This is a genomic window from Sphingobium sp. TomTYG73, from assembly GCF_055394245.1.
In genome coordinates this window covers 57,700-75,915 of sequence record NZ_AP027339.1, presented here as the reverse complement: position 1 = coordinate 75,915, position 18,216 = coordinate 57,700, and the positions used below count along the sequence as shown (strand labels likewise).

The 18,216-nt window shown below is 63.7% G+C and carries 22 protein-coding genes; 3 read left to right on the top strand and 19 right to left on the bottom strand.

The features are described 5' to 3' along the window. Positions 1-41 precede the first annotated feature (41 nt). Positions 42-650: a TlpA family protein disulfide reductase gene (locus tag ACZ5TH_RS00400; protein WP_449471084.1), complete on the top strand. Its 609-nt coding sequence runs from the start codon at positions 42-44 to the stop codon at positions 648-650. Positions 651-795: 145 nt separating this feature from the next. Here ACZ5TH_RS00400 and ACZ5TH_RS00395 read toward each other — a convergent pair whose 3' ends face one another. The 7 genes from ACZ5TH_RS00395 to ACZ5TH_RS00365 form a co-directional block, all read right to left on the bottom strand. After that, complete coding sequence (locus ACZ5TH_RS00395) at positions 796-972, bottom strand: Trm112 family protein (protein ID WP_464794223.1); 177 nt, start codon at positions 970-972, stop codon at positions 796-798. Next, positions 969-1,580 (bottom strand): LON peptidase substrate-binding domain-containing protein, encoded by a 612-nt coding sequence (locus ACZ5TH_RS00390; protein WP_464794222.1) that lies wholly within the window; start codon positions 1,578-1,580, stop codon positions 969-971. Before ACZ5TH_RS00390 ends, ACZ5TH_RS00395 begins: the two co-directional genes overlap by 4 nt. A gap of 11 nt (positions 1,581-1,591) precedes the next feature. Then, on the bottom strand, positions 1,592-2,503 hold the full coding sequence (locus ACZ5TH_RS00385) for a tetratricopeptide repeat protein (RefSeq protein ID WP_464794221.1): 912 nt from the start codon (positions 2,501-2,503) through the stop codon (positions 1,592-1,594). 82 nt (positions 2,504-2,585) lie between these two features. Continuing rightward, entirely contained in the window at positions 2,586-3,428 is an 843-nt protein-coding gene (locus tag ACZ5TH_RS00380) for a MipA/OmpV family protein (RefSeq protein ID WP_464794220.1), read from the bottom strand. A 72-nt stretch (positions 3,429-3,500) separates the two neighbouring features. Then, on the bottom strand, positions 3,501-3,938 hold the full coding sequence (locus tag ACZ5TH_RS00375; protein WP_464794219.1) for a DUF2141 domain-containing protein: 438 nt from the start codon (positions 3,936-3,938) through the stop codon (positions 3,501-3,503). Next, the gene (locus tag ACZ5TH_RS00370; protein ID WP_464795121.1) at positions 3,935-4,663 is read right to left on the bottom strand and encodes a sterol desaturase family protein; all 729 of its coding nucleotides are present in this window, start codon (positions 4,661-4,663) and stop codon (positions 3,935-3,937) included. Before ACZ5TH_RS00370 ends, ACZ5TH_RS00375 begins: the two co-directional genes overlap by 4 nt. 40 nt (positions 4,664-4,703) lie before the next feature. Further along, positions 4,704-5,594, bottom strand: coding sequence for a prephenate dehydratase (locus ACZ5TH_RS00365; protein WP_464794218.1), 891 nt, complete (start codon positions 5,592-5,594; stop codon positions 4,704-4,706). A gap of 187 nt (positions 5,595-5,781) precedes the next feature. Here ACZ5TH_RS00365 and ACZ5TH_RS00360 point away from each other — a divergent pair, with 187 nt between their 5' ends. Continuing rightward, positions 5,782-6,441: a c-type cytochrome gene (locus ACZ5TH_RS00360; RefSeq protein ID WP_449471072.1), complete on the top strand. Its 660-nt coding sequence runs from the start codon at positions 5,782-5,784 to the stop codon at positions 6,439-6,441. Positions 6,442-6,540: 99 nt separating this feature from the next. On the opposite strand, the gene ACZ5TH_RS00355 is transcribed toward ACZ5TH_RS00360, so the two are convergent. The 4 genes from ACZ5TH_RS00355 to ACZ5TH_RS00340 all read right to left on the bottom strand — a co-directional run bounded on the left by ACZ5TH_RS00355 (position 6,541) and on the right by ACZ5TH_RS00340 (position 9,454). After that, positions 6,541-6,882: an ArsC/Spx/MgsR family protein gene (locus tag ACZ5TH_RS00355; RefSeq protein ID WP_464795120.1), complete on the bottom strand. Its 342-nt coding sequence runs from the start codon at positions 6,880-6,882 to the stop codon at positions 6,541-6,543. Between the two features lie 61 nt (positions 6,883-6,943). Next, the gene (locus tag ACZ5TH_RS00350; protein ID WP_464794217.1) at positions 6,944-7,612 is read right to left on the bottom strand and encodes an aquaporin; all 669 of its coding nucleotides are present in this window, start codon (positions 7,610-7,612) and stop codon (positions 6,944-6,946) included. After that, positions 7,609-7,977, bottom strand: coding sequence for an ArsR/SmtB family transcription factor (locus ACZ5TH_RS00345; protein WP_464794216.1), 369 nt, complete (start codon positions 7,975-7,977; stop codon positions 7,609-7,611). The genes ACZ5TH_RS00350 and ACZ5TH_RS00345 overlap by 4 nt, the downstream gene beginning before the upstream one ends. A 160-nt stretch (positions 7,978-8,137) precedes the next feature. After that, positions 8,138-9,454 (bottom strand): hemolysin family protein, encoded by a 1,317-nt coding sequence (locus tag ACZ5TH_RS00340; protein WP_464794215.1) that lies wholly within the window; start codon positions 9,452-9,454, stop codon positions 8,138-8,140. Between the two features lie 153 nt (positions 9,455-9,607). On the opposite strand from ACZ5TH_RS00340, the gene ACZ5TH_RS00335 reads away from it, so the two are divergent. Next, positions 9,608-10,288: a YiaD family glycine zipper/OmpA-like lipoprotein gene (locus ACZ5TH_RS00335; RefSeq protein ID WP_449471064.1), complete on the top strand. Its 681-nt coding sequence runs from the start codon at positions 9,608-9,610 to the stop codon at positions 10,286-10,288. A 245-nt stretch (positions 10,289-10,533) separates the two neighbouring features. On the opposite strand, the gene ACZ5TH_RS00330 is transcribed toward ACZ5TH_RS00335, so the two are convergent. The 8 genes from ACZ5TH_RS00330 to ACZ5TH_RS00295 all read right to left on the bottom strand — a co-directional run bounded on the left by ACZ5TH_RS00330 (position 10,534) and on the right by ACZ5TH_RS00295 (position 18,210). Further along, positions 10,534-11,151, bottom strand: a complete 618-nt coding sequence (locus ACZ5TH_RS00330; protein ID WP_464794214.1) for a MarC family protein — start codon at positions 11,149-11,151, stop codon at positions 10,534-10,536. After that, entirely contained in the window at positions 11,148-11,798 is a 651-nt protein-coding gene (locus ACZ5TH_RS00325) for a Cif family virulence factor (RefSeq protein WP_464794213.1), read from the bottom strand. The genes ACZ5TH_RS00330 and ACZ5TH_RS00325 overlap by 4 nt, the downstream gene beginning before the upstream one ends. Beyond that, entirely contained in the window at positions 11,795-12,688 is an 894-nt protein-coding gene (folD, locus tag ACZ5TH_RS00320; protein WP_464794212.1) for a bifunctional methylenetetrahydrofolate dehydrogenase/methenyltetrahydrofolate cyclohydrolase FolD, read from the bottom strand. The genes ACZ5TH_RS00325 and folD overlap by 4 nt, the downstream gene beginning before the upstream one ends. Next, complete coding sequence (locus tag ACZ5TH_RS00315; RefSeq protein ID WP_464794211.1) at positions 12,685-13,008, bottom strand: DUF167 domain-containing protein; 324 nt, start codon at positions 13,006-13,008, stop codon at positions 12,685-12,687. The genes folD and ACZ5TH_RS00315 overlap by 4 nt, the downstream gene beginning before the upstream one ends. After that, on the bottom strand, positions 13,005-13,295 hold the full coding sequence (locus tag ACZ5TH_RS00310) for a YggT family protein (protein ID WP_460987406.1): 291 nt from the start codon (positions 13,293-13,295) through the stop codon (positions 13,005-13,007). Before ACZ5TH_RS00310 ends, ACZ5TH_RS00315 begins: the two co-directional genes overlap by 4 nt. A 173-nt stretch (positions 13,296-13,468) precedes the next feature. After that, positions 13,469-14,374, bottom strand: a complete 906-nt coding sequence (gene argB, locus ACZ5TH_RS00305) for an acetylglutamate kinase (RefSeq protein ID WP_464794210.1) — start codon at positions 14,372-14,374, stop codon at positions 13,469-13,471. A gap of 176 nt (positions 14,375-14,550) precedes the next feature. Then, the gene (locus ACZ5TH_RS00300) at positions 14,551-16,065 is read right to left on the bottom strand and encodes a Ppx/GppA phosphatase family protein (protein ID WP_464794209.1); all 1,515 of its coding nucleotides are present in this window, start codon (positions 16,063-16,065) and stop codon (positions 14,551-14,553) included. Positions 16,066-16,071: 6 nt separating this feature from the next. After that, a complete protein-coding gene (locus ACZ5TH_RS00295) occupies positions 16,072-18,210 on the bottom strand; it encodes an RNA degradosome polyphosphate kinase (protein ID WP_464771796.1) in 2,139 nt (712 codons plus the stop codon). Between the last annotated feature and the right edge of the window lie 6 nt (positions 18,211-18,216).

Here is an 18,216-nt window from a genome sequence, read left to right as displayed (position 1 = left end):
CCGTGCGACCTTCCCCGTCCCGATCAACTTTGCCCTGCGTAATGACACTGCTCCTGCTGGCTGGCCTCGGCGCGTGCGATAGGCAATCGCCGGGCGCGGGGCAAGATCAAGCCAATAGCAGCGCGCCAGTCCCCCCGACAAGCGGCGAGGCGCCCAGAGAGGGGACGGCCGCCCCGCAAAGCGGCAAAGGCGCGTTCAGCTTCACGCTCGACCGTTCAAAGGCAGGCACCCCCGCCCCCGATTTCGCCTTCGCCGGGCCGGATGGCAAGGACGCCACCTTGCAGGATTTCGCGGGCAAGCCGTTGCTGGTGAACCTGTGGGCGACATGGTGCGCGCCCTGCATCGCGGAAATGCCGACCCTAGATGCCGTCGCCAAGGCTTACGGGGCCAAGGGTCTCGCCGTACTGACCATATCTCAGGACAGCCAGGGCGAAAGCGTGGTGAAACCCTTCTTCGCCAAGCATGCGCTGCCGCACCTTAAGAGCTTCATCGATCCGGAAAACCAGTTCGGCTTCCACTATGCGACCGGCATGCTGCCCACCACCGTGCTGTACGACCGGGAGGGCAAGGAGATGTTGCGCGTGATCGGCGCGATGGACTGGAACAGTAAGGAAGGCCGGGATCTGATCGAGACGGCTTTGGAGTCTTAGAGTCAAATCCTCCCCATGCCGAGCATGGGGAGGGGGACCATGCGAAGCATGGTGGAGGGGAAAATGGCACGACCTGCGCGTCCTTCCCCTCCACCACCGCCATGGGCGGCGGTCCCCCTCCCCATCTTTCGATGGGGAGGATTTTCTAACCTAGCGACCTCGCTTCCCGCACCACCAGCACCGGCACGCCATCACGCACCGGAAAGGCCAAACCCGCCGCCTCCGAAACAAGCTCGCTGCTCTCAGCATCCCATCGCAACGGCGTCCGCGTCACAGGGCAGACCAGCTTCGCCAACAGATAAGGATCGGGCGCCACGCTCATTGCATCGTCGCCCCGCCATCAGGCTCCATCCGGCCAACGATCTGCATCAGCTGAATGATCCGGTCGCACCGCTCGCTTAGGCTGTCCGCCTCCAGCAAGGTCTGCTTGGCGGCAGGATCGAAGGGCGCGATCTGGGCTATGCCGTTCACCAGCGACGTGTCGTCGAGCCGCGACACGGCGGTCCAGTCCACGACATAGCCCAATGCTTCGGCAAAGCGCCGCGATTCCTGTTCAAGCGCCGCGCGCTCGACGGCGTGGAGAACTTCATCCTCCGGCGCTTGCTCGACATCGGCCTCGATCTGGCGAAAGGCGGTGGTGACGTCGAGTTCGCGGATCACCCGAAAACGCGCCAGCCCTTCCAATATGATGTTGAAACGGCCGTCATCCAGCACTTCAAACTCGCTTATGCGGCCCAGGCATCCGACATCGTACAGGGCGGGCGTGGCCCCCTCCCCACGCGGCTGGATCATGCCGATGCGCCGGTCCCGCGCCATGGCATCATGGATCAGCGCCCGGTAACGCGGCTCGAATATGTGCAGCGGCATGTCCATGCCCGGCAGCAACAGCGCCCCGGACAACGGAAAGATGGAGACGCGGGCGCGGTTCACCGGCCGCGCCGTCAGGAAAAGAGGATCTGCGACAATTTCCGCCGCTGCCCCGCGACCCACGGGTCTTCAAGGCCGGTGGCCTCGAACAGCTTGAGCAGCTGCGCCTTTGCCGCGCCGTCATTCCATTCCCGGTCGCGGCGGACAATCTCCAGCAGTTCGTCGGCGGCCCGGTCCCGCTCGCCATTCGCCATCAGGCCGCCCGCCAGTTCGAAGCGTGCATCATGATCGTCGGGATTGGCGGCAACCTTCGCCTCGACCCCGGACAGGTCCGCGACGGGTCTGGCGTCGCGCGCCAAAGCAATGGCGGCGCGGGCGCGGTCGATCGCCTGATCCTTGGCTACGTCGGCGGGCAGAGCGGCGAGCACGGCCTCCGCTTCATCCAGCTGCCCAAGCGCCACCAGTGCGCGGGCATGGCCGGAAGCGACATCCGCATTGTCAGGCACCATCTGGCCAACCTGCTCGAACACCGAAAGCGCGCGGTCTGGCTCCCCACCCGCCAACATTTCCTCGCCCATTTCAATGAGCGGGGCGATTTCCTCCAGCTGCGTCTTCTCATCCGATTCGATCGGCAACTGCGCCAGCAACTGGTCGAGATATTGCTTCAACTGCCCCTCGGTGCGTGCCTGACTGAGGTCAGCGACCGGCTGGCCCTGAAACACGGCATAGACGGTCGGGATAGACTGCACGCGAAACTGGGCGGCGATGAACTTATCCTCATCGACGTTGATCTTCACCAGCTTCACGCCCTTGGACGCATAGTCGGCGCAGACCTTCTCGATGATGGGCGTCAACTGCTTGCACGGCCCGCACCATTCCGCCCAGAAATCGACGATGACAAGACTGGTGCGCGACGGGTCCACCACGTCACGGCGGAACGCCTCCACCGCTGCCTGATCGGTGTCGCTCATTCCTAGGGTCGCCACTGCCGTATTCTCCTGCCTTGTTGCGCTTGGGTGCCGCGTCCATACAGCGCCTTATGTGGGGCGTCACCCTATCCGCACAAGATCAGAAGGTATAGCCGACGCCGACCGCACCGATCCATTGATTCCTGGAACCCGCGATGCTCACAATGGGCGAGTCCGCATAGTCGCCCAGCATCCGCGAATAGCCGCCCAGCGCGAACAGCGCCCAGCCTTTACGAATGTCGCCCGACAACGACAGGCCGCCGGTCAGGTTGACGCCGACCTTTTTGAAACCCGAACCATCGCCCGCGCGCGAATATTCCGGCAGACCGGACGCCAGCGCCCCGGCGGCATCGACATCATAATAATAGCGGCCATATTTCTTGCCCACATAATCGGCCGACACGCCCAGACCCACGAAGCTGCGCGTGGACAGCGGGGTGAAATATTCGATCGCTGGCGTCACGATGAAGCTTTCATGCGCGCCCGCGACATCCTTCGTCACGGCGACGCGCACCGACAGATTGTCGTAGGCGCTGGTGAGAACGCCGGTCTTGCCGATGCCGACAAAGCCGCCAAGCTCCACCGCTTTATCGCGTTCGCCAAGCGCGCGCACTGCGGCATCCTTGATATTCTTGCGGCTCGACCGATCGAAACGGACGCCCGCCACCGGCCCCAATTGAAGGTCAATATCCTGCCCCCGATTGGGAATGACATCGAAATACAGGCTCGGCCCGCGGGTCCAGAAGGCGAAATCGCTCACCTTGCCGCGCAGCTGCGGGACGGGGATCACCCGATAGTCGTCCGACCCTTCATAGCTGGGAATGACGGCGGCGCCGATCCCGACGGTCAGCACGTTGCTGTCGTTCGTCTGGGCAAAAGCGGTGTCGGCGGCACCCAGCGCAATAAAGGCAAGGCCCGCGAACAATATCTGTCGATGGTTCATAAATCCCCTGTTCCATCAATATGGTCAGCGTTTAGAATGTTTCGCTGCCATTACAGTTCCGGACGGATGCAATCAGAGGAAATATTTGACCTTTATGTCCTGACGCATCGCCGACCCCGTCACGGTAAATTGCGCCGATCGGAAACTGGGCGCGCCGAACCGGATCGCCGGGTTGCGGGAGAACCCTACGCCCTCGCGCGGAATACCGGCGAACGTGTCGAGCTTCCCATTGCCATTTTCATCATGGATGATCGCGACGCCATAGGTTCCGGGCGCCAGATCGCCCAACGGGATCACCCCTGACGTGGCGGCGACGACCAGGTGGCGCTTGTCGGGATCATGGCTGCAATCGGGAAAATAGGCGGGCGACCGGGCGACGCAGACAAGCAGGTTTCCCTTGTGCGATCGCAGGCCTTCAACCCCGATGCTGATCGGCTGCGGCTGGCCCACTGGCGCGGCGCCGGGCAGGATCATCATGGCCACGGCCGCGAGCAGCAATTTTTCCTTCATCCGTGCGCCTTCCTAAAATCGCCCAATCCCCGGTCGGTCCCGCACAGCCGGTCCCAGACACGAAAATAAAGCCCGTAATTGCAATTATATTGTTCATGATGCCGTTGATGATGGCTGGCAGTGATCAGCCAGCGGCCCGCCGGTCCCTGCACCAGCCAGCGCGGAAACATCTCCCACCCCATATGGTTGGACACACCCATGACGGTCATGATCGCCAAAACGCAGCCCAGCGCGGCAATATGGATGGGGATCAGGAACACCAGCGCCGGAATGACGATGGCGCCGCTTAACGCCTCCCACGGGTGAAAGCTCATCGCGGCCCAGGCCGTTGGCGGGCGGCTCGCATGATGCACGGCATGGGCGGCGCGGAACAGGCGCGGCCGGTGCATCCAGCGATGCGTCCAGTAAAACCAACTGTCATGCGCCGCGAGGTATAGCAGCACGGATATAGGCAGATACCCGAGCGAATAGGCGGCGGCATCCGTATAGATGCGCGTCCAGCCCCGCGCCTGCCATCCCCAGGCGACCACGCCCGCCGGAATGCCGTAGATCAGCGCCGACGCCAGCGACCACGCAATCTCCCGCCGGATCTGCGGGTCCATTCCAGCATAGAGGCCCGGCTGCCGGACACGCGTCGCCAGCGCAAAGCCGCCGCTGGTGACCAAATAGCGCACCGCCACGATCGCGCTCATGGCAAGAGCGGAAAGAAGGATCGCGGCCAGCATGGGATCGACTATAGGCAGCAGCGCCCGGCCCGTCACCCCATCAGGTCCGGGGCCGCGCCTGACGATAGCTGCCCAGCATGCGCACCCATTTGCTGTGGAATTCCAGTTCGGCGAGCGCCCGGTCAACGGCGGGGTCGCCGGGCATGCCCTCAATGTCGCAGAAGAACTCCGTCGCGGCGAAGCTCGCGCCCCGCTGGTAGCTTTCCAGCTTCGTCATGTTGACGCCGTTGGTCGCAAAGCCTCCCATCGCCTTGTACAGCGCGGCGGGGACATTCTTCACCTCGAACAGGAATGTCGTCATGACCGGCCCATCATCGGGCTCCGGCATGGTCGGCTCGCGCGACAGCACAAGGAAGCGCGTCATATTGTCGTCGCTATCCTCGATATTCTCCGCCACCATCTTGAGGCCGTAAAGCTCGGCCGCCAGATAGGGCGCAACGGCACCCTCCCCCGGCTTGCGCGATTCCGCGACCAGCGCCGCGGCTCCCGCCGTGTCGGCATAGGCCACCGGCTGGATACCCCGCTCGCGCAGATAATGACGGCATTGCCCCAATGCCTGCGGATGGCTGATCGCGCTTTTGACCGGGCTGTCGTCGATGGCCATCAGGCAGTGGCGGATACGCAGGAAATATTCGTCAACGATGTGCAGCCCCGATTCGGGCAGCAGGAAATGCATGTCGGCAACGCGGCCATGCAGGCTGTTTTCGATCGGAATGATCGCCCGCGCCGCCAAGCCATTGCGCACCGCGTCGATCGCATCTTCAAAGGCGAAGCAGGGCAGCGGCACCCAATCGGGCGCATAGCCAAGCGCCGCAAGGTGCGAATTGGCGCCCGGCGCGCCCTGATAGGCGATGGCGCGCGACGGGTCCGTTGCGGCCTTTTCGGCGAGTTCCGCGACCAGCGCGCGGGCGGGGGCAGGATAGTTTTCCATGGATGAAGCGCGCTTAGGCACTCCTCCACGCGCGCGCAAGCGTGTCGGAATCCCCGACTGACACCGGCGAAGGCGTTACAGCTTCCAACCATGCTTGCACGTTCGCTCTTGCGTCATTATGGCAGCGCGCTAGAGGGGGCGCGGAAACCAAGCCGCCAGAACAGAAATTCAAGGGAATCCAAGCGAAATGAGTGATCGTTTCAACACCATTGCAGGCTGGGCGTTGTTTGCGGGGATCATTGCGCTGGGTGGCGGCATCGTCAGCTCCAAATATTTCCATGACGAACGGCCCGAAAAGATGGGCTATGCGATCGAAGGCGTGGAGGCCGAGGGTGAAGGCGGCGCAGCTGCTGGTCCCGGCCTGAACACGCTTCTCGCCAGCGCGGATGTCGCCGCCGGTGAAAAGGTCTTCGCTAAGTGCGCGGCCTGCCACACCGTCAACCAGGGCGGCGCCAACGGCATCGGCCCCAACCTTTATGCTACCGTTGGCGAAGGCATCGGACAGGGCAAGGGCGGCTTCGCCTTCTCCGACGCGCTCAAGAAGAAGGGCGGCAACTGGACCTTCGAGAATCTGGATCACTGGCTGACCAGCCCGCGTGAATTCGCGCCCGGCACCAAGATGACCTTCGCGGGCCTCGGCAACCCGGCCGACCGCGCAAACCTGATCGCATGGCTCAACACGCAGGGTTCCAACCTGCCCCTGCCCGCCGCCGATGCCGCACCCGCAGAAGCGAGCGCAACGCCCGGCGAAGCCGCCGCCAATGCGACGAACGCTGCCGAAAGCGTCGAGGGCAAGGCTCCGGCCAACGCGGCACCTGCCACCGGCCCTGCAGCTGCTGGCAAATAAGTAACGGAGGGCAAGCCCCTCCTGATGAACCTGACGGGCGCGGCAGTGAATGCCGCGCCCGTTGCGTTTGGGAAGTGCTTTTGTGAAACTCGGGTCGTCTCAGGGCTTTACGACTTCACCATCCTCCTTGGTGAATCGCTCGGGCTGGCGGTCCAATAGGGTCAATACGACCTCTGAGGGACGACACAATTTTGTGCCCAGAGGGGAGACCACAATAGGGCGATTCACAAGGATGGGATGCTCAACCATCGCCGACAGGATTTGATCATCCGTGGCATCCGCGCCCATCAAGCCGAGTTCCGCGGCAGGCGTGCCCTTTTCTCGCAACAGATCACGCGGCGACGCACGCATATCGGCGATCAGGCGCTCCAATAGGGAACGGGTCCAGCCGATGTCGCGATATTCAATGACCTCGGGACGATAGCCCGCAGCCTGGATCATCGCGAGCGCGTTACGCGACGTGCCGCAATCGGGATTGTGATATATCGTAATGGGAAAGGTATCAGGCACGATACGGGTCCTCCTGTAAAAGCCAGCCAAACACCATCAGCGCGACTATGGCGCCTGCGCCTTGGCCGCCGATGAACAAGGGGATCGATGATGGCGCAATCCCCGCAAAGCTGTTCGTAAGGCCGCGAGCCACGGTCACGGCAGGATTGGCGAAGGATGTGGACGCCGTGAACCAATAAGCGGCCGTGATGTAGAGCCCCACCGCCGTCGGCGTGAACTCGGGTCGGGACCGCTGTGTCGTCAATATCGTCCCGATCAGGCCGAAGGTGGCGACGGCTTCCGCAAAACCCTGCCCCCAGCCGTCGCGCAACTTGGTCGAGATTTGCAACACTGGCTCGGCGAACATCGCGTGCGCTGTCCATACGCCAACAACGGCGCCGCAAATCTGGGCGACCACATATTGCAAAGCCTTTTGGGGGGTGACTTCACCCCGCAGCAGGAAAACAAGCGTTACCGCCGGGTTGAAATGTGCGCCTGACAGCGGCGCGAACATATGGATCAGGACGACGAGGCCCGCCCCGGTCGCCACCGTGTTCGCCAACAACGCAATCGCATCGTTACCGGCGGCAAGCCGCTGTCCCATGATCCCCGACCCCACGACGACGGCCAACAGCATGGCCGTGCCCAAGGCTTCAGCGGCAATGTTGCGGATGACTGTCATTGAGGCGAACAGCAATTTGCGGTGTCCACCATGGCGACCAAAGGTGCGCAGATTTCCGGACGTCCTGCGCAGCAGTCGGAAACGAGGAACTTCAGAAGATCACCCATCCCCTCATAATCGGCGGAGTAAATAACCGATCGCCCCTCGCGTCGGGACTGGATCAGGCCAGCGTGCCCTAAGATGGTGAGATGCGTGGAGAGCGTGCTTGGCAATACGCCCACTTCGCGCGCTATTTCTCCGGCCGGGACACCTGAGGCCCCTGCACGAACAAGCAGGCGGAAGACGGCCAGCCTGTGATTATGCGCCAATGCCGACAGTGCTTCGACGGCGTCCGGTAACGACATCTGCTGATTTTCACCTGCCACGGATGGCGACCTTCCGATTCGACTATTCGATAAAATCCGAAATATCGAATTATCTCGCCCAAGCCAATGGGTGCGTTCGCCTATCGGAATCAAGCGTCCTTATGACCGGCCCTGGTCACAAGCCGACCCGAATCTCCTGCAATGTCGCCAGAAGGCCGTTTTAACGCTCCGCGACCAGCAGCTTGTCGATTTTGCGCCCATCCATATCGACAATTTCAAATCGCCACCCCTGGTCGTCGATGAAATCACCGACCTCAGGCAAGCGCTTGAGCAGCCACAGCGCGTGGCCCGCCACCGTGGCATAATCGCGGTCCTCGGGCAGGTCGATGCCGATCCGATCCGCGAGCAGGTCCATCGGCATCTGGCCCGACACCAGCAAGCTGCCGTCCTCCCGTTCGACAAGGTCAGGTTCATCATGCACGTCGCGATCGGACGCGAAATGCCCCGCGATGGCGGACAGCAGGTCGGCGGGCGTCGCGATGCCTTCGAAATGGCCATATTCGTCATGCACCATCACCATGGGCACGTCCGCACGGCGCAGCACTTCCAGCGCGTCCATCGCATCGACCTGATCGGGCACGACCTCCACACGGCGCATCAATGACTCCAGGTTCAGCCGCTCTCCCCTGAACAGCGCGGTCATGATGTCGCGCGCCTGCACGACGCCGATAATATCCTCGACCGTTCCACGGCCCACCGGCAGACGCGTATGCGGCGTTTCCAGCAGCCTTGCCCGAATGGTTTCATCATCCGCGCCGATGTCGATCCAGTCCACATCCATGCGCGGCGTCATGACTTCGCGCACCGGCCGGTCGGCCAACCGCACGACGCCCGAAATGATCGCGCGCTCGCTTTCCTCGATCACGCCAGACCGGCTCGCCTCCGCGACGATCAGGTGCAATTCCTCGGCCGTCACATGATGTTCCGACTCCCGCGTCATGCGCAGCAGGCGGAAAATGAGCGCGCTCGACCCGTCCAGCACCCACACGATCGGCGCGGTAATCTTGGCGAGCCAGAGCATCGGCGTCGCCATGATGACTGCAATGGGTTCAGGCGAGCGCAGGGCGAACTGCTTGGGCACCAGTTCCCCGATGATCAGCGAGGCATAGGTGGTAAGGCCGATGACCAGCGCAAAACCCAGACTCTCGGCGCTATTGGGCGACAATCCGAATTGCTGGAGCCGCTCGCCAACGGGTCCGCCAAGGCTCGCGCCGGAATAGGCGCCCGCGATGATGCCGATCAGGGTGATGCCGATCTGGACCGTGGAAAGGAACTTGCCGGGATCGCTCGCCAGCATCAGCGCCGTGCGCGCGCCCCGCCGCCCCGCCTTCTCCATCGCCTGCAACCGGGGGCGGCGAGCCGACACGATCGCCAGTTCCGACATGGCGAAAACGCCATTCAGAGCGACCAGCGCCAGAATGATGACGAGGTCTGCCCAGGGAAAGGGCGTCGGAGCGTGCAGGGGGATCGTGGCCATGGTGGTCAGCTACGCCCTATAACCCTGTTCCTTACAGTTTCACAACCGTCCCCTCACCTGCGGTTCAGTTCGCCTGTGGAACAAAAGGCGGGCTTTGACGATTGGGGCCTGCATCCGCGCTTTCGGGTGCAAGACAAAAAGGGAACTGAATCTATGCGGATTTCTCATCGCATCATGGGTACGGCTGGTCTGGCCGCCATGCTCGCCACCGCCGCCTGCACGACCGACCCGAACACCGGGCAGCGTCAGATTTCCAAGGCCGCGATCGGCGGCATCGGCGGGGCGCTGGGCGGCTATCTGCTCGGCGACCTGGTCGGCGGCAAGCGTGACCGCACGGAAAAGATCCTGGGCGCAGGCATCGGCGCGGTCGCGGGTGCAGGCATCGGCGCTTACATGGACGCGCAGGAACGCAAGCTGCGCGAGGAAACCGCCGGCAGCGGCGTGGACGTGATCCGCGATGGCGACAATCTGGTGCTGCGCATGCCGTCGGGCATCACCTTCACCACCGACAGCGCCGCCGTGCAGCCGCAGTTCCGCCCGACGCTGGACGAAGTGTCGTCCGTCCTCGCACAATATCCCAAAACCTATATCGACGTTTACGGCCACACCGACAGCGACGGTGCGGACGCCTATAACCAGACCCTGTCAGAACGCCGCGCCCAGTCGGTCGCTGACTATCTGACCAGCCACGGCGTCCAGTCGGCTCGCATCGCAACGCGCGGCTTCGGCGAAACGCAGCCCATCGCCTCCAACGCCACGGTCGAGGGCAAGGCCAGCAACCGCCGCGTCGAAATCAAGATCGCGCCGGTCACGGAAAGCGACGTCCGGGCTTAAGCCTGCCGCCACTTCGAACGGAGCCGGGACGCGCCACAAGCGCTCCCGGCTTCTTTTTTAGCGGGCATTCGGGCGTCTTGTCGGGACGATCCTAAAGCATGATCATATGTGAGTAATCGTCACCCCGGACTTGATCCGGGGTCCCGCTTCTTGTCTGACGCTGCCGAGGCACGGGACCCTGGGTCGAGCCCGGGGCGACGAAAAGGAGCATAAATGCGGATGCTTCCGCGTACGACTATCACGCTCTAAAAACTCGCCTTCAGCCCATCGATCACGAATTGCGCGGCCAGCGCCGCCAGCAGCACCCCCAACAAGCGCGTAATCACCGCCTCGATCTTGCTGCCCAGCCGCGCCATAATCGGCCCCGCCGCCAGCAACGCCCCCAGCATCAGCACCAGCGTCACCAACACCGCGCCCATGACGACCAGCCGCTCGGCTATACCATCCGCCCGCGACATCAGCAGCATCACCGTGGCGATCGACCCCGGTCCCGCGATCATCGGCATCGCCATCGGGAATACCGACACATCCTCGACCTCGGGCGTCTCGGCGATCTTGTGCGCGCGGTCCTCGCGCCTTTGGGTGCGCTTTTCGAACACCATGTCCATGGCGATGATGAACAGCATGATCCCGCCCGCGATCCGGAAGCTGTCGAGTGCGATGCCCAACACCCCCAGCAGCTGCTTCCCCCACAGCGCAAAGATAAACAGGATCACCGCCGCGATGCCAACCGCGCGGATCGCCATCGCGCGCCGCTGCGCATGGCTCGCCCCGGTGGTCAGGCTGGCATAGATGGGCGCGCAACCGGGCGGATCGATGACCACGAACAGCGTGACGAAGGCGGAGATGAACAGCTCGATCATGCCCCCGGCGCCGCCACCCTGTCGTCTATCACCATGTCATAGCTCGTCCCGTTCCAGACGCGCACAGTGACATGACGCCCGCCATCGGGCGCAACCTCCGCATTCCACAAAAGGCTTTCATCGGTAGGTGGCACCGCTGCTTTCGCCTTGGCGCCCACCATCTCAGGCGTTTTGCCCCGCTTGCAGGTGGCGACCTTCCCCACCAGAAACTCCGGCGCGGCACGCGGCGCGGCCAGCGTATCGCCATGATCCAGCACCCATTCCCACGCGCCCCGCTTGTCCCGCCGCCAGATCGTCGTGAAATAGCCGACCGTTCCATCCGGCCGCTGCCAGTTGCCCGTGCTCGCCGCCAGATTGCCGTCGCACGAGACATGAATGAGGGACGGCGTCCAGCTCACCGGCTTGGGCGGATCGGCCCGCCCCTTCAACCATTGTTTCGCCAACACCCTCTGCGGCACGAACATCACCGCATCCTCGGCGGCGGTCTCGCGAAAGGCGGTCCATTGCCCCTTGTCGCGCGCAAGACGGTTGAAGGCAATTTCGGCGGCGAAGACGGAACTGGGATCAGGCTGATGCCGCATCGGCGGCCGCGCCGCGACCAGCCCGATAAGGCAAGCCGCGATCAGGACGGCCCGCCTTGCTGTCACAGCCCCTCCGGCTTCGCCAGCCCCGCGCGCGCATGGGCCGCCACCAGCGTATTGCGCAGCAGCACCGCGATCGTCATCGGCCCGACACCGCCCGGCACCGGCGTGATCGCCCCCACATGGGCCAGCGCTTCCGCCGTGGCGACGTCGCCGACGATCCGGCTCTTGCCATCTTCGGTGTCGGTCACGCGGTTGATGCCGACGTCGATGACGGTGGCGCCCGGCTTGATCCATTCGCCCTTCACCATCTCGGCGCGGCCCACGGCGGCCACTACGATGTCGGCGCGATGCACGACCGAAGCCAGGTCCCGCGTGTGGCTATGCGCGATCGTGACTGTGCAATTCTCGGCCAGCAGCAATTGCGCCATCGGCTTGCCCACGATGTTGGAGCGGCCCACGACCACCGCCTCCATGCCTGACAGGTCGCCCAACTCATCCTTCAGCAGCATGATGCAGCCCAGTGGCGTACAGGGCACCAGCGCCTCCTGCCCCGTCGCCAGCCGTCCGGAATTGACGACATGGAACCCGTCCACATCCTTGGCCGGGTCGATCGTGCCGATCACCGCCGCCTCGTCAATATGGCCGGGCAACGGCAACTGGACGAGAATGCCGTCCACCCGGTCATCGGCGTTCAATTCCTCGACCAGTTCGAGCAACGCATCCTCGCCGATGCTGGCGGGCAGCTTGAACTCCAGGCTTTCCATGCCCGCCTCGACCGTCATCTTGCCCTTGTTGCGGACATAGACGGAACTGGCCGGGTCCTCGCCCACCAGCACGACGGCGAGGCCCGGCTTGCGCCCCGTACGTTCGACAAAGGCGGCGACGCCCTCCGCCACTTTCGCGCGCAGCGTGGCGGCGAAGGCTTTTCCGTCGATGATCTTGCCGATGGTCATGCTGCCTCAACCCGTTCCTTGATGATGGCGGACAGGCGCGCCAGCGCGTCGACACCGCCCTTGATACGAAGCCGCTTTAGCCGGTTGCTGTCACCCGATTCCAGCAAAATCGCGCTGCGTGGCCAGTCTAGCCCCTTAGCGAGCAGCGCGATGAGCGCCGTGTTCGCCCTGCCCTTTTCCGCGACTGCGCGGACGCGCGCGCCCAGCCATTGCGCGCCCTTCTCGTCCGTCCAGCACCCGCCGATATCTTCACGCGCCGCGCCCGGCGTCAACCGGACAGAGAGCAGCAGGTCGTTGCCGTCCTGTCGCCAGACGCTCACACCTGCCCGAAGAGCGGCGGCAATATGGCCTGTCGGATGATGAGGATGGCGAGCAGCACGACCATCGGCGACAGGTCGAGCGCGCCAAGGTCAGGCATCACCCGTCGGATCGGATTGTAGATCGGCGCCGTCATCCGGTCGAGCGCCACGATGATCGTGCGTACGATATCGCTGGACGTGTTGATGACATTGAAGGCGATCAACCAGCTCATGATCGCCTGGATGATGATGATCCACCACAGCACATCGAGCAGGATGACAATGATCTGATAGAGCGCGTAGGCCATGCGGTCTCCAAATTGACTGCCGCTGCTCTAGCCGAGCGGGGGAGGCCGCGACAAGGGTTCCCTTGTTCTTCTGCCTACTTGGCGTCATCCCAGCGAACGCTGGGATCTCAGGAGAGGAAGCGCAACCGGGCTTAAGATCCCAGCTTCCGCTGGGATGACGATGGGAGAATCCCTCACCGCCGCACTAAAGTACCCGCACCCCGCTTCGTGAAAATCTCCAGCAGCATCGCATGCGGCACCCGTCCGTCGAGAATGACAGCAGCGTCCACGCCGCCCTCGACCGCCTTCACGCAGGTTTCCAGCTTCGGAATCATGCCGCCGCTGATCGTGCCATCCTCTTGCAGCACCTTGATCGCCGCCGGGTCGAGGTCAGTCAGCAACTGCCCCTGCTTGTCCAGCACGCCCGCGACATCGGTCAGCAGGAAGAAGCGCGAAGCCTGAAGCTCCGCCGCGATCGCGCCCGCCATCGTGTCGGCGTTCACATTATAAGTGTGCCCGTCAGCACCAATGCCCACCGGCGCGATGACCGGGATGATGCCGCTCTGCGTCAGCGTGTCGAGGATCGACCGATCGACCTTCACCGGATCGCCGACAAAGCCGAGGTCGACATTGCGCTCAATCCCCGAATTGGGATCGGGCGCCCGCGTATCGCCGACCTTCTCGCACAGGACGAGCCCGCCATCCTTGCCGGAAATGCCGACCGCCTTGCCGCCCGCGCCGGAAATCCAGCCAACGATTTCCTTGTTGATGGAGCCCGCCAGCACCATTTCGGCAATCTGCGCCGTTTCCCTGTCGGTGACGCGCAGGCCGTTCACGAAGTGCGATTCGACGCCCAGCTTCTTGAGCATCGCGCCGATCTGCGGCCCGCCGCCATGCACGACGACGACATTGATGCCGACCGCCTTCATCAGCACGACATCCTCGGCAAAATCGCGCGCTGCCTCGGGATCGCCCATCGCATGGCCGCCATATTTCACGACGAACGTCTGCCCCGCATATCGCTGCATATAAGGCAGCGCCTCCACGAGCGTTTCGGCCTTGGCGAGGAGAGCGGGGTCGGGGGCATGCTTGTTGTTCATGGGCGCGCGCAATAGGGCCTTATAGATGCGGGGGCAAGTTGGGCAATTTCCCCTCTCCCCTTCAGGGGAGAGGGTGCCGAGCGTAGCGAAGGCGGGAGAGGGGCCTGTTAGACCTTGGCGTTGCTCCCCTCTCCCCTAAAGGAGAGAGGGAGAGAGTCCACCCTTCACACACCCACTCACCAGGCCATCCGGTACTTAACCCCCATGGCCTGCGCCAGATGCCGCTGCCGCCGCTCGACCGCCTCGCCGAACAGGTCCATGTCCACGCCTTTCAGCCGCAGTTCGAGCGTGTCGCCCAACATCTCCAGCTTCGACGCCAGCAAAGGCCCCTCGACCCCGCCCGACAACCGCTGGCCAAGACGGATAGCCAGCCCCCACAAAGTCGCCCTTTTGAGTGCTGCGGCAGAAGCCAGTTCGCCAATGCCTGGGACAGGGGCGACAGCTCCACCGAAATTGCTGTGCAGAGCCTGCGCCAGCATCGCCCGTTCGCAGGCCGTAATGCCCACCCAATTGCTGTGCAGGGCAATCTCCACGCCACGTTCCGCCCGGAAATCCGGATTGGCGCGCCAGCCGACATCGGCGAGCAGGCAAGCGGCCCGGCGGATGCGCCGCCAGGACGGCTCATCGTCGCGGAACAGCGGCCCGATCCAGCGGTCGATCATGTCGCCATGGCCCGCGAAGCGCCCCTGCGCCTCGCCCTCCGCCTCCGCCGCCACCAGCAGCGGATCATGCGTACGAATGTCAGCGGGCAGATCCTCGAACAGCAGCCCTTCGCGCAGGCCATAGGCCGACACGACCAATTCACTCGACTTCAACTGCCGGACGACCACCGACAGCAACGCCGCCGCATCGGGCAAAGTCGGCACGCGCGATCCGGTGATCGACGGAATATCCTTCAACCGCGCCCGGCCCACATGCGACACGATCCGCGTCAGTTGCTCCGCGCGGGCGGCGGGCATCGCATATTGATGCACCACCGGCAGCGGAAAGTTGGTCAGCTGCATGTCGAACCGGGCCAGAGCGCGCCACGACCCGCCCACCAGATAGAAGGGCAGGTCAGGTCCGGCATTCCAGCCCGCCTTCGCCAGCATCTTCTTCACCTGCCGCTCCAAAACGGCCGGCCCCTTCGCCCGGATCTGCGGCAGGCGAAGCACGCCCAGCGGCAGCGAGATGGTTTCATGCACCGCGCCGTCGCGCACCCGCGCCAGCTCCAGGCTACCGCCGCCTAGATCGCCAACAATGCCGTCCGCGCCCGGTATGCCCGACAGCACGCCATAGGCCGCCGCGACGGCCTCCTGCGCCCCGGTCAGCAGTTCGACTTCCAGCCCCATGTCCCGCGCGCGCAGGATGAACTCCTCGCCATTGGCAGCGTCGCGCACGGCGGCGGTGGCGACGCAGCGCACGTCCCGCACCTCCATCTCGCGGCACAAATGGGCAAAGCGCCCGACCGCCCGCAATCCGCGCTCCATGGCTTCCGGCTCGATCCGTCCCGTTCGCCCAAGCGACGCGCCCAGCCCCGCCATCACCTTTTCATTGAACAGGATGAAGGGGATGCGCCGTGGCCCGTCATAGACGACCAGCCGGACGCTGTTGGACCCGATGTCGATGATCGCCGTGCGCGCCTTGGCATGGGCGGGTGAGGTCACCATCGTTTCAGCGATGGCGCGCACCTGGCTCAGCATCGAATTCATGACCGTTCAGGCCCGTCCGCGCAGGCGCAATGTCGGTACCGCCCCACTATCCAGCGACGCACCCCGGCCTGACAAAGACGGGTTGGTCATGAAATAGCGGTGCAGGTTGAACGGGCGATCCGTCGAATCGACGCGGGCATAATGGCCGTCGCTGTCCAGCTCCCAACTCTGTTCGGTGTCGATCAGGTTGGCGACCATCACCTGGTCCAAAATCTGGTCGTGAACGGTCGGGTTCTCCACAGGGGCAAGAAATTCGACGCGGCGATCAAAGTTCCTCGGCATCCAGTCCGCCGAGCTGATGAACACCTTCGCGCCATTATTGGGCAGCGCCTTGCCATTACCGAAAGCGGTGATGCGGCTATGTTCCAGAAAGCGGCCGACGACCGATTTCACCCGGATATTTTCCGACATGCCCGGCACGCCCGGCCGCAGGCAGCAAATGCCGCGCACGATCAGGTCGATCTGCACGCCCGCATTGCTGGCGGCATACAGCTTCTCGATGATCGCCGGATCGACCAGCGAATTCATCTTGGCCCAGATATCGCCGGGGCGGCCAGCGCGGACATGCTCGATCTCCGCATCGATAAGCTGACAGAGCCGATCGCGCAGGTCGCGCGGGCTCATCACCAGCTTCTCCAGTGACTGCGGTTCGACATAGCCGGTGATATAGTTGAAGAGGGCAGCGGCATCGCGGCCATAGGCGGGATCGGCGGTGAAGAAGCTCAAATCGGTGTAGATGCGCGCGGTGACGGGGTGATAATTGCCCGTGCCGAAATGGCAGTAGGTTCGGAACGCCTCGCCCTCTCGCCGCACGACCATCGACACCTTGGCATGGGTCTTCCAGTCGATGAAGCCATAGACCACCTGCACGCCAGCGCGTTCCAGCGCATCGGCCCACATCAGGTTCTGTTCCTCGTCGAACCGCGCCTTCAGCTCGACAACGGCCGTCACCGACTTGCCCGCCTCCGCCGCGTCGATCAGCGCGCGGATGATCGCCGACTGCTTGCCCGCGCGATACAGCGTCTGCTTGATCGCGACGCAGTCCGGGTCGGACGCCGCTTGTTTCAGGAACGAAACAACCACGTCGAACGCTTCATAGGGGTGATGGACGACAATATCTTTCGCCCGGATCGCCGCAAAGCAATCCCCGCCATATTCGCGAATGCGCTCGGGGAAGCGCGGCGCATAGGGCTCGAACTTCAAATCCGGCCGGTCTTCCTCAACAATGCCGCTCAGGTCGCCAATGCCAACAAAGCCCTCGACCTCGGCAATGATCGCCTCATGCCCCTGAAGCATGTCCTGCAACATTTCCTCGACCGGCTCGGGGATGCGCTCCTCGATCTCCATGCGGATCACGCGGCCCCGGCGGCGGCGCTTGATGGCGCTGCGGAAATAGCGGACCAGATCCTCCGCCTCTTCCTCAATCTCGATATCGCTGTCGCGGATGATGCGGAACACACCGCTGTTGCGCACCCGATAGCCGGGGAAGAGATCGCCCGAAAAACGGCGGATCACCGCTTCCAAAGCCATGTAGCGCGCAGGTGTGCCCGGCATCCGCACAAAGCGGGCGAGCGAGGACGGGATCATCACCAGCTCGCGGATCGGCTGCTTGTCCGACAGCCTTTCCAGATCGAAAACGATCGACAACCCCTGATTGGGAATGAAGGGGAAAGGATGCGCCGGGTCCAGCGCCTGCGGCGTCAGGATCGGAAAAACCTGGCTCAGGAAATGCTCGCGCAGCCATGTCTCGCTGCCCGCATCGATCTCGCTCGCAGGACCCATGACCTCGATCCCGACCCGCGTCAGCTCACCATGCAGCGCGCCCCAGACCTTCTGCTGCGCCGTCATCAGCCGCGCGGTTTCATCGGTGATCGCGGCAAGTTGCTGCGCGGGGGTCAGCCCATCGGCCGACCGCATATCGACATCCTGCAACTGCTGGCCTTTGAGGCCCGCCACGCGCACGCTGAAAAATTCGTCCAGGTTCGCGCCGGAAATCGACAGGAATCGCAGCCGCTCCAGCAGCGGATGCGCGCGGTTCATCGCCTCTTCCAGCACGCGCTGGTTGAACGCCAGCCAGGACAGCTCCCGGTTGAAATAGCGGTCGGTGGGCAGTGTCAGGCTGGCGGACGGATCAGCTTCGGCCACGTCTCT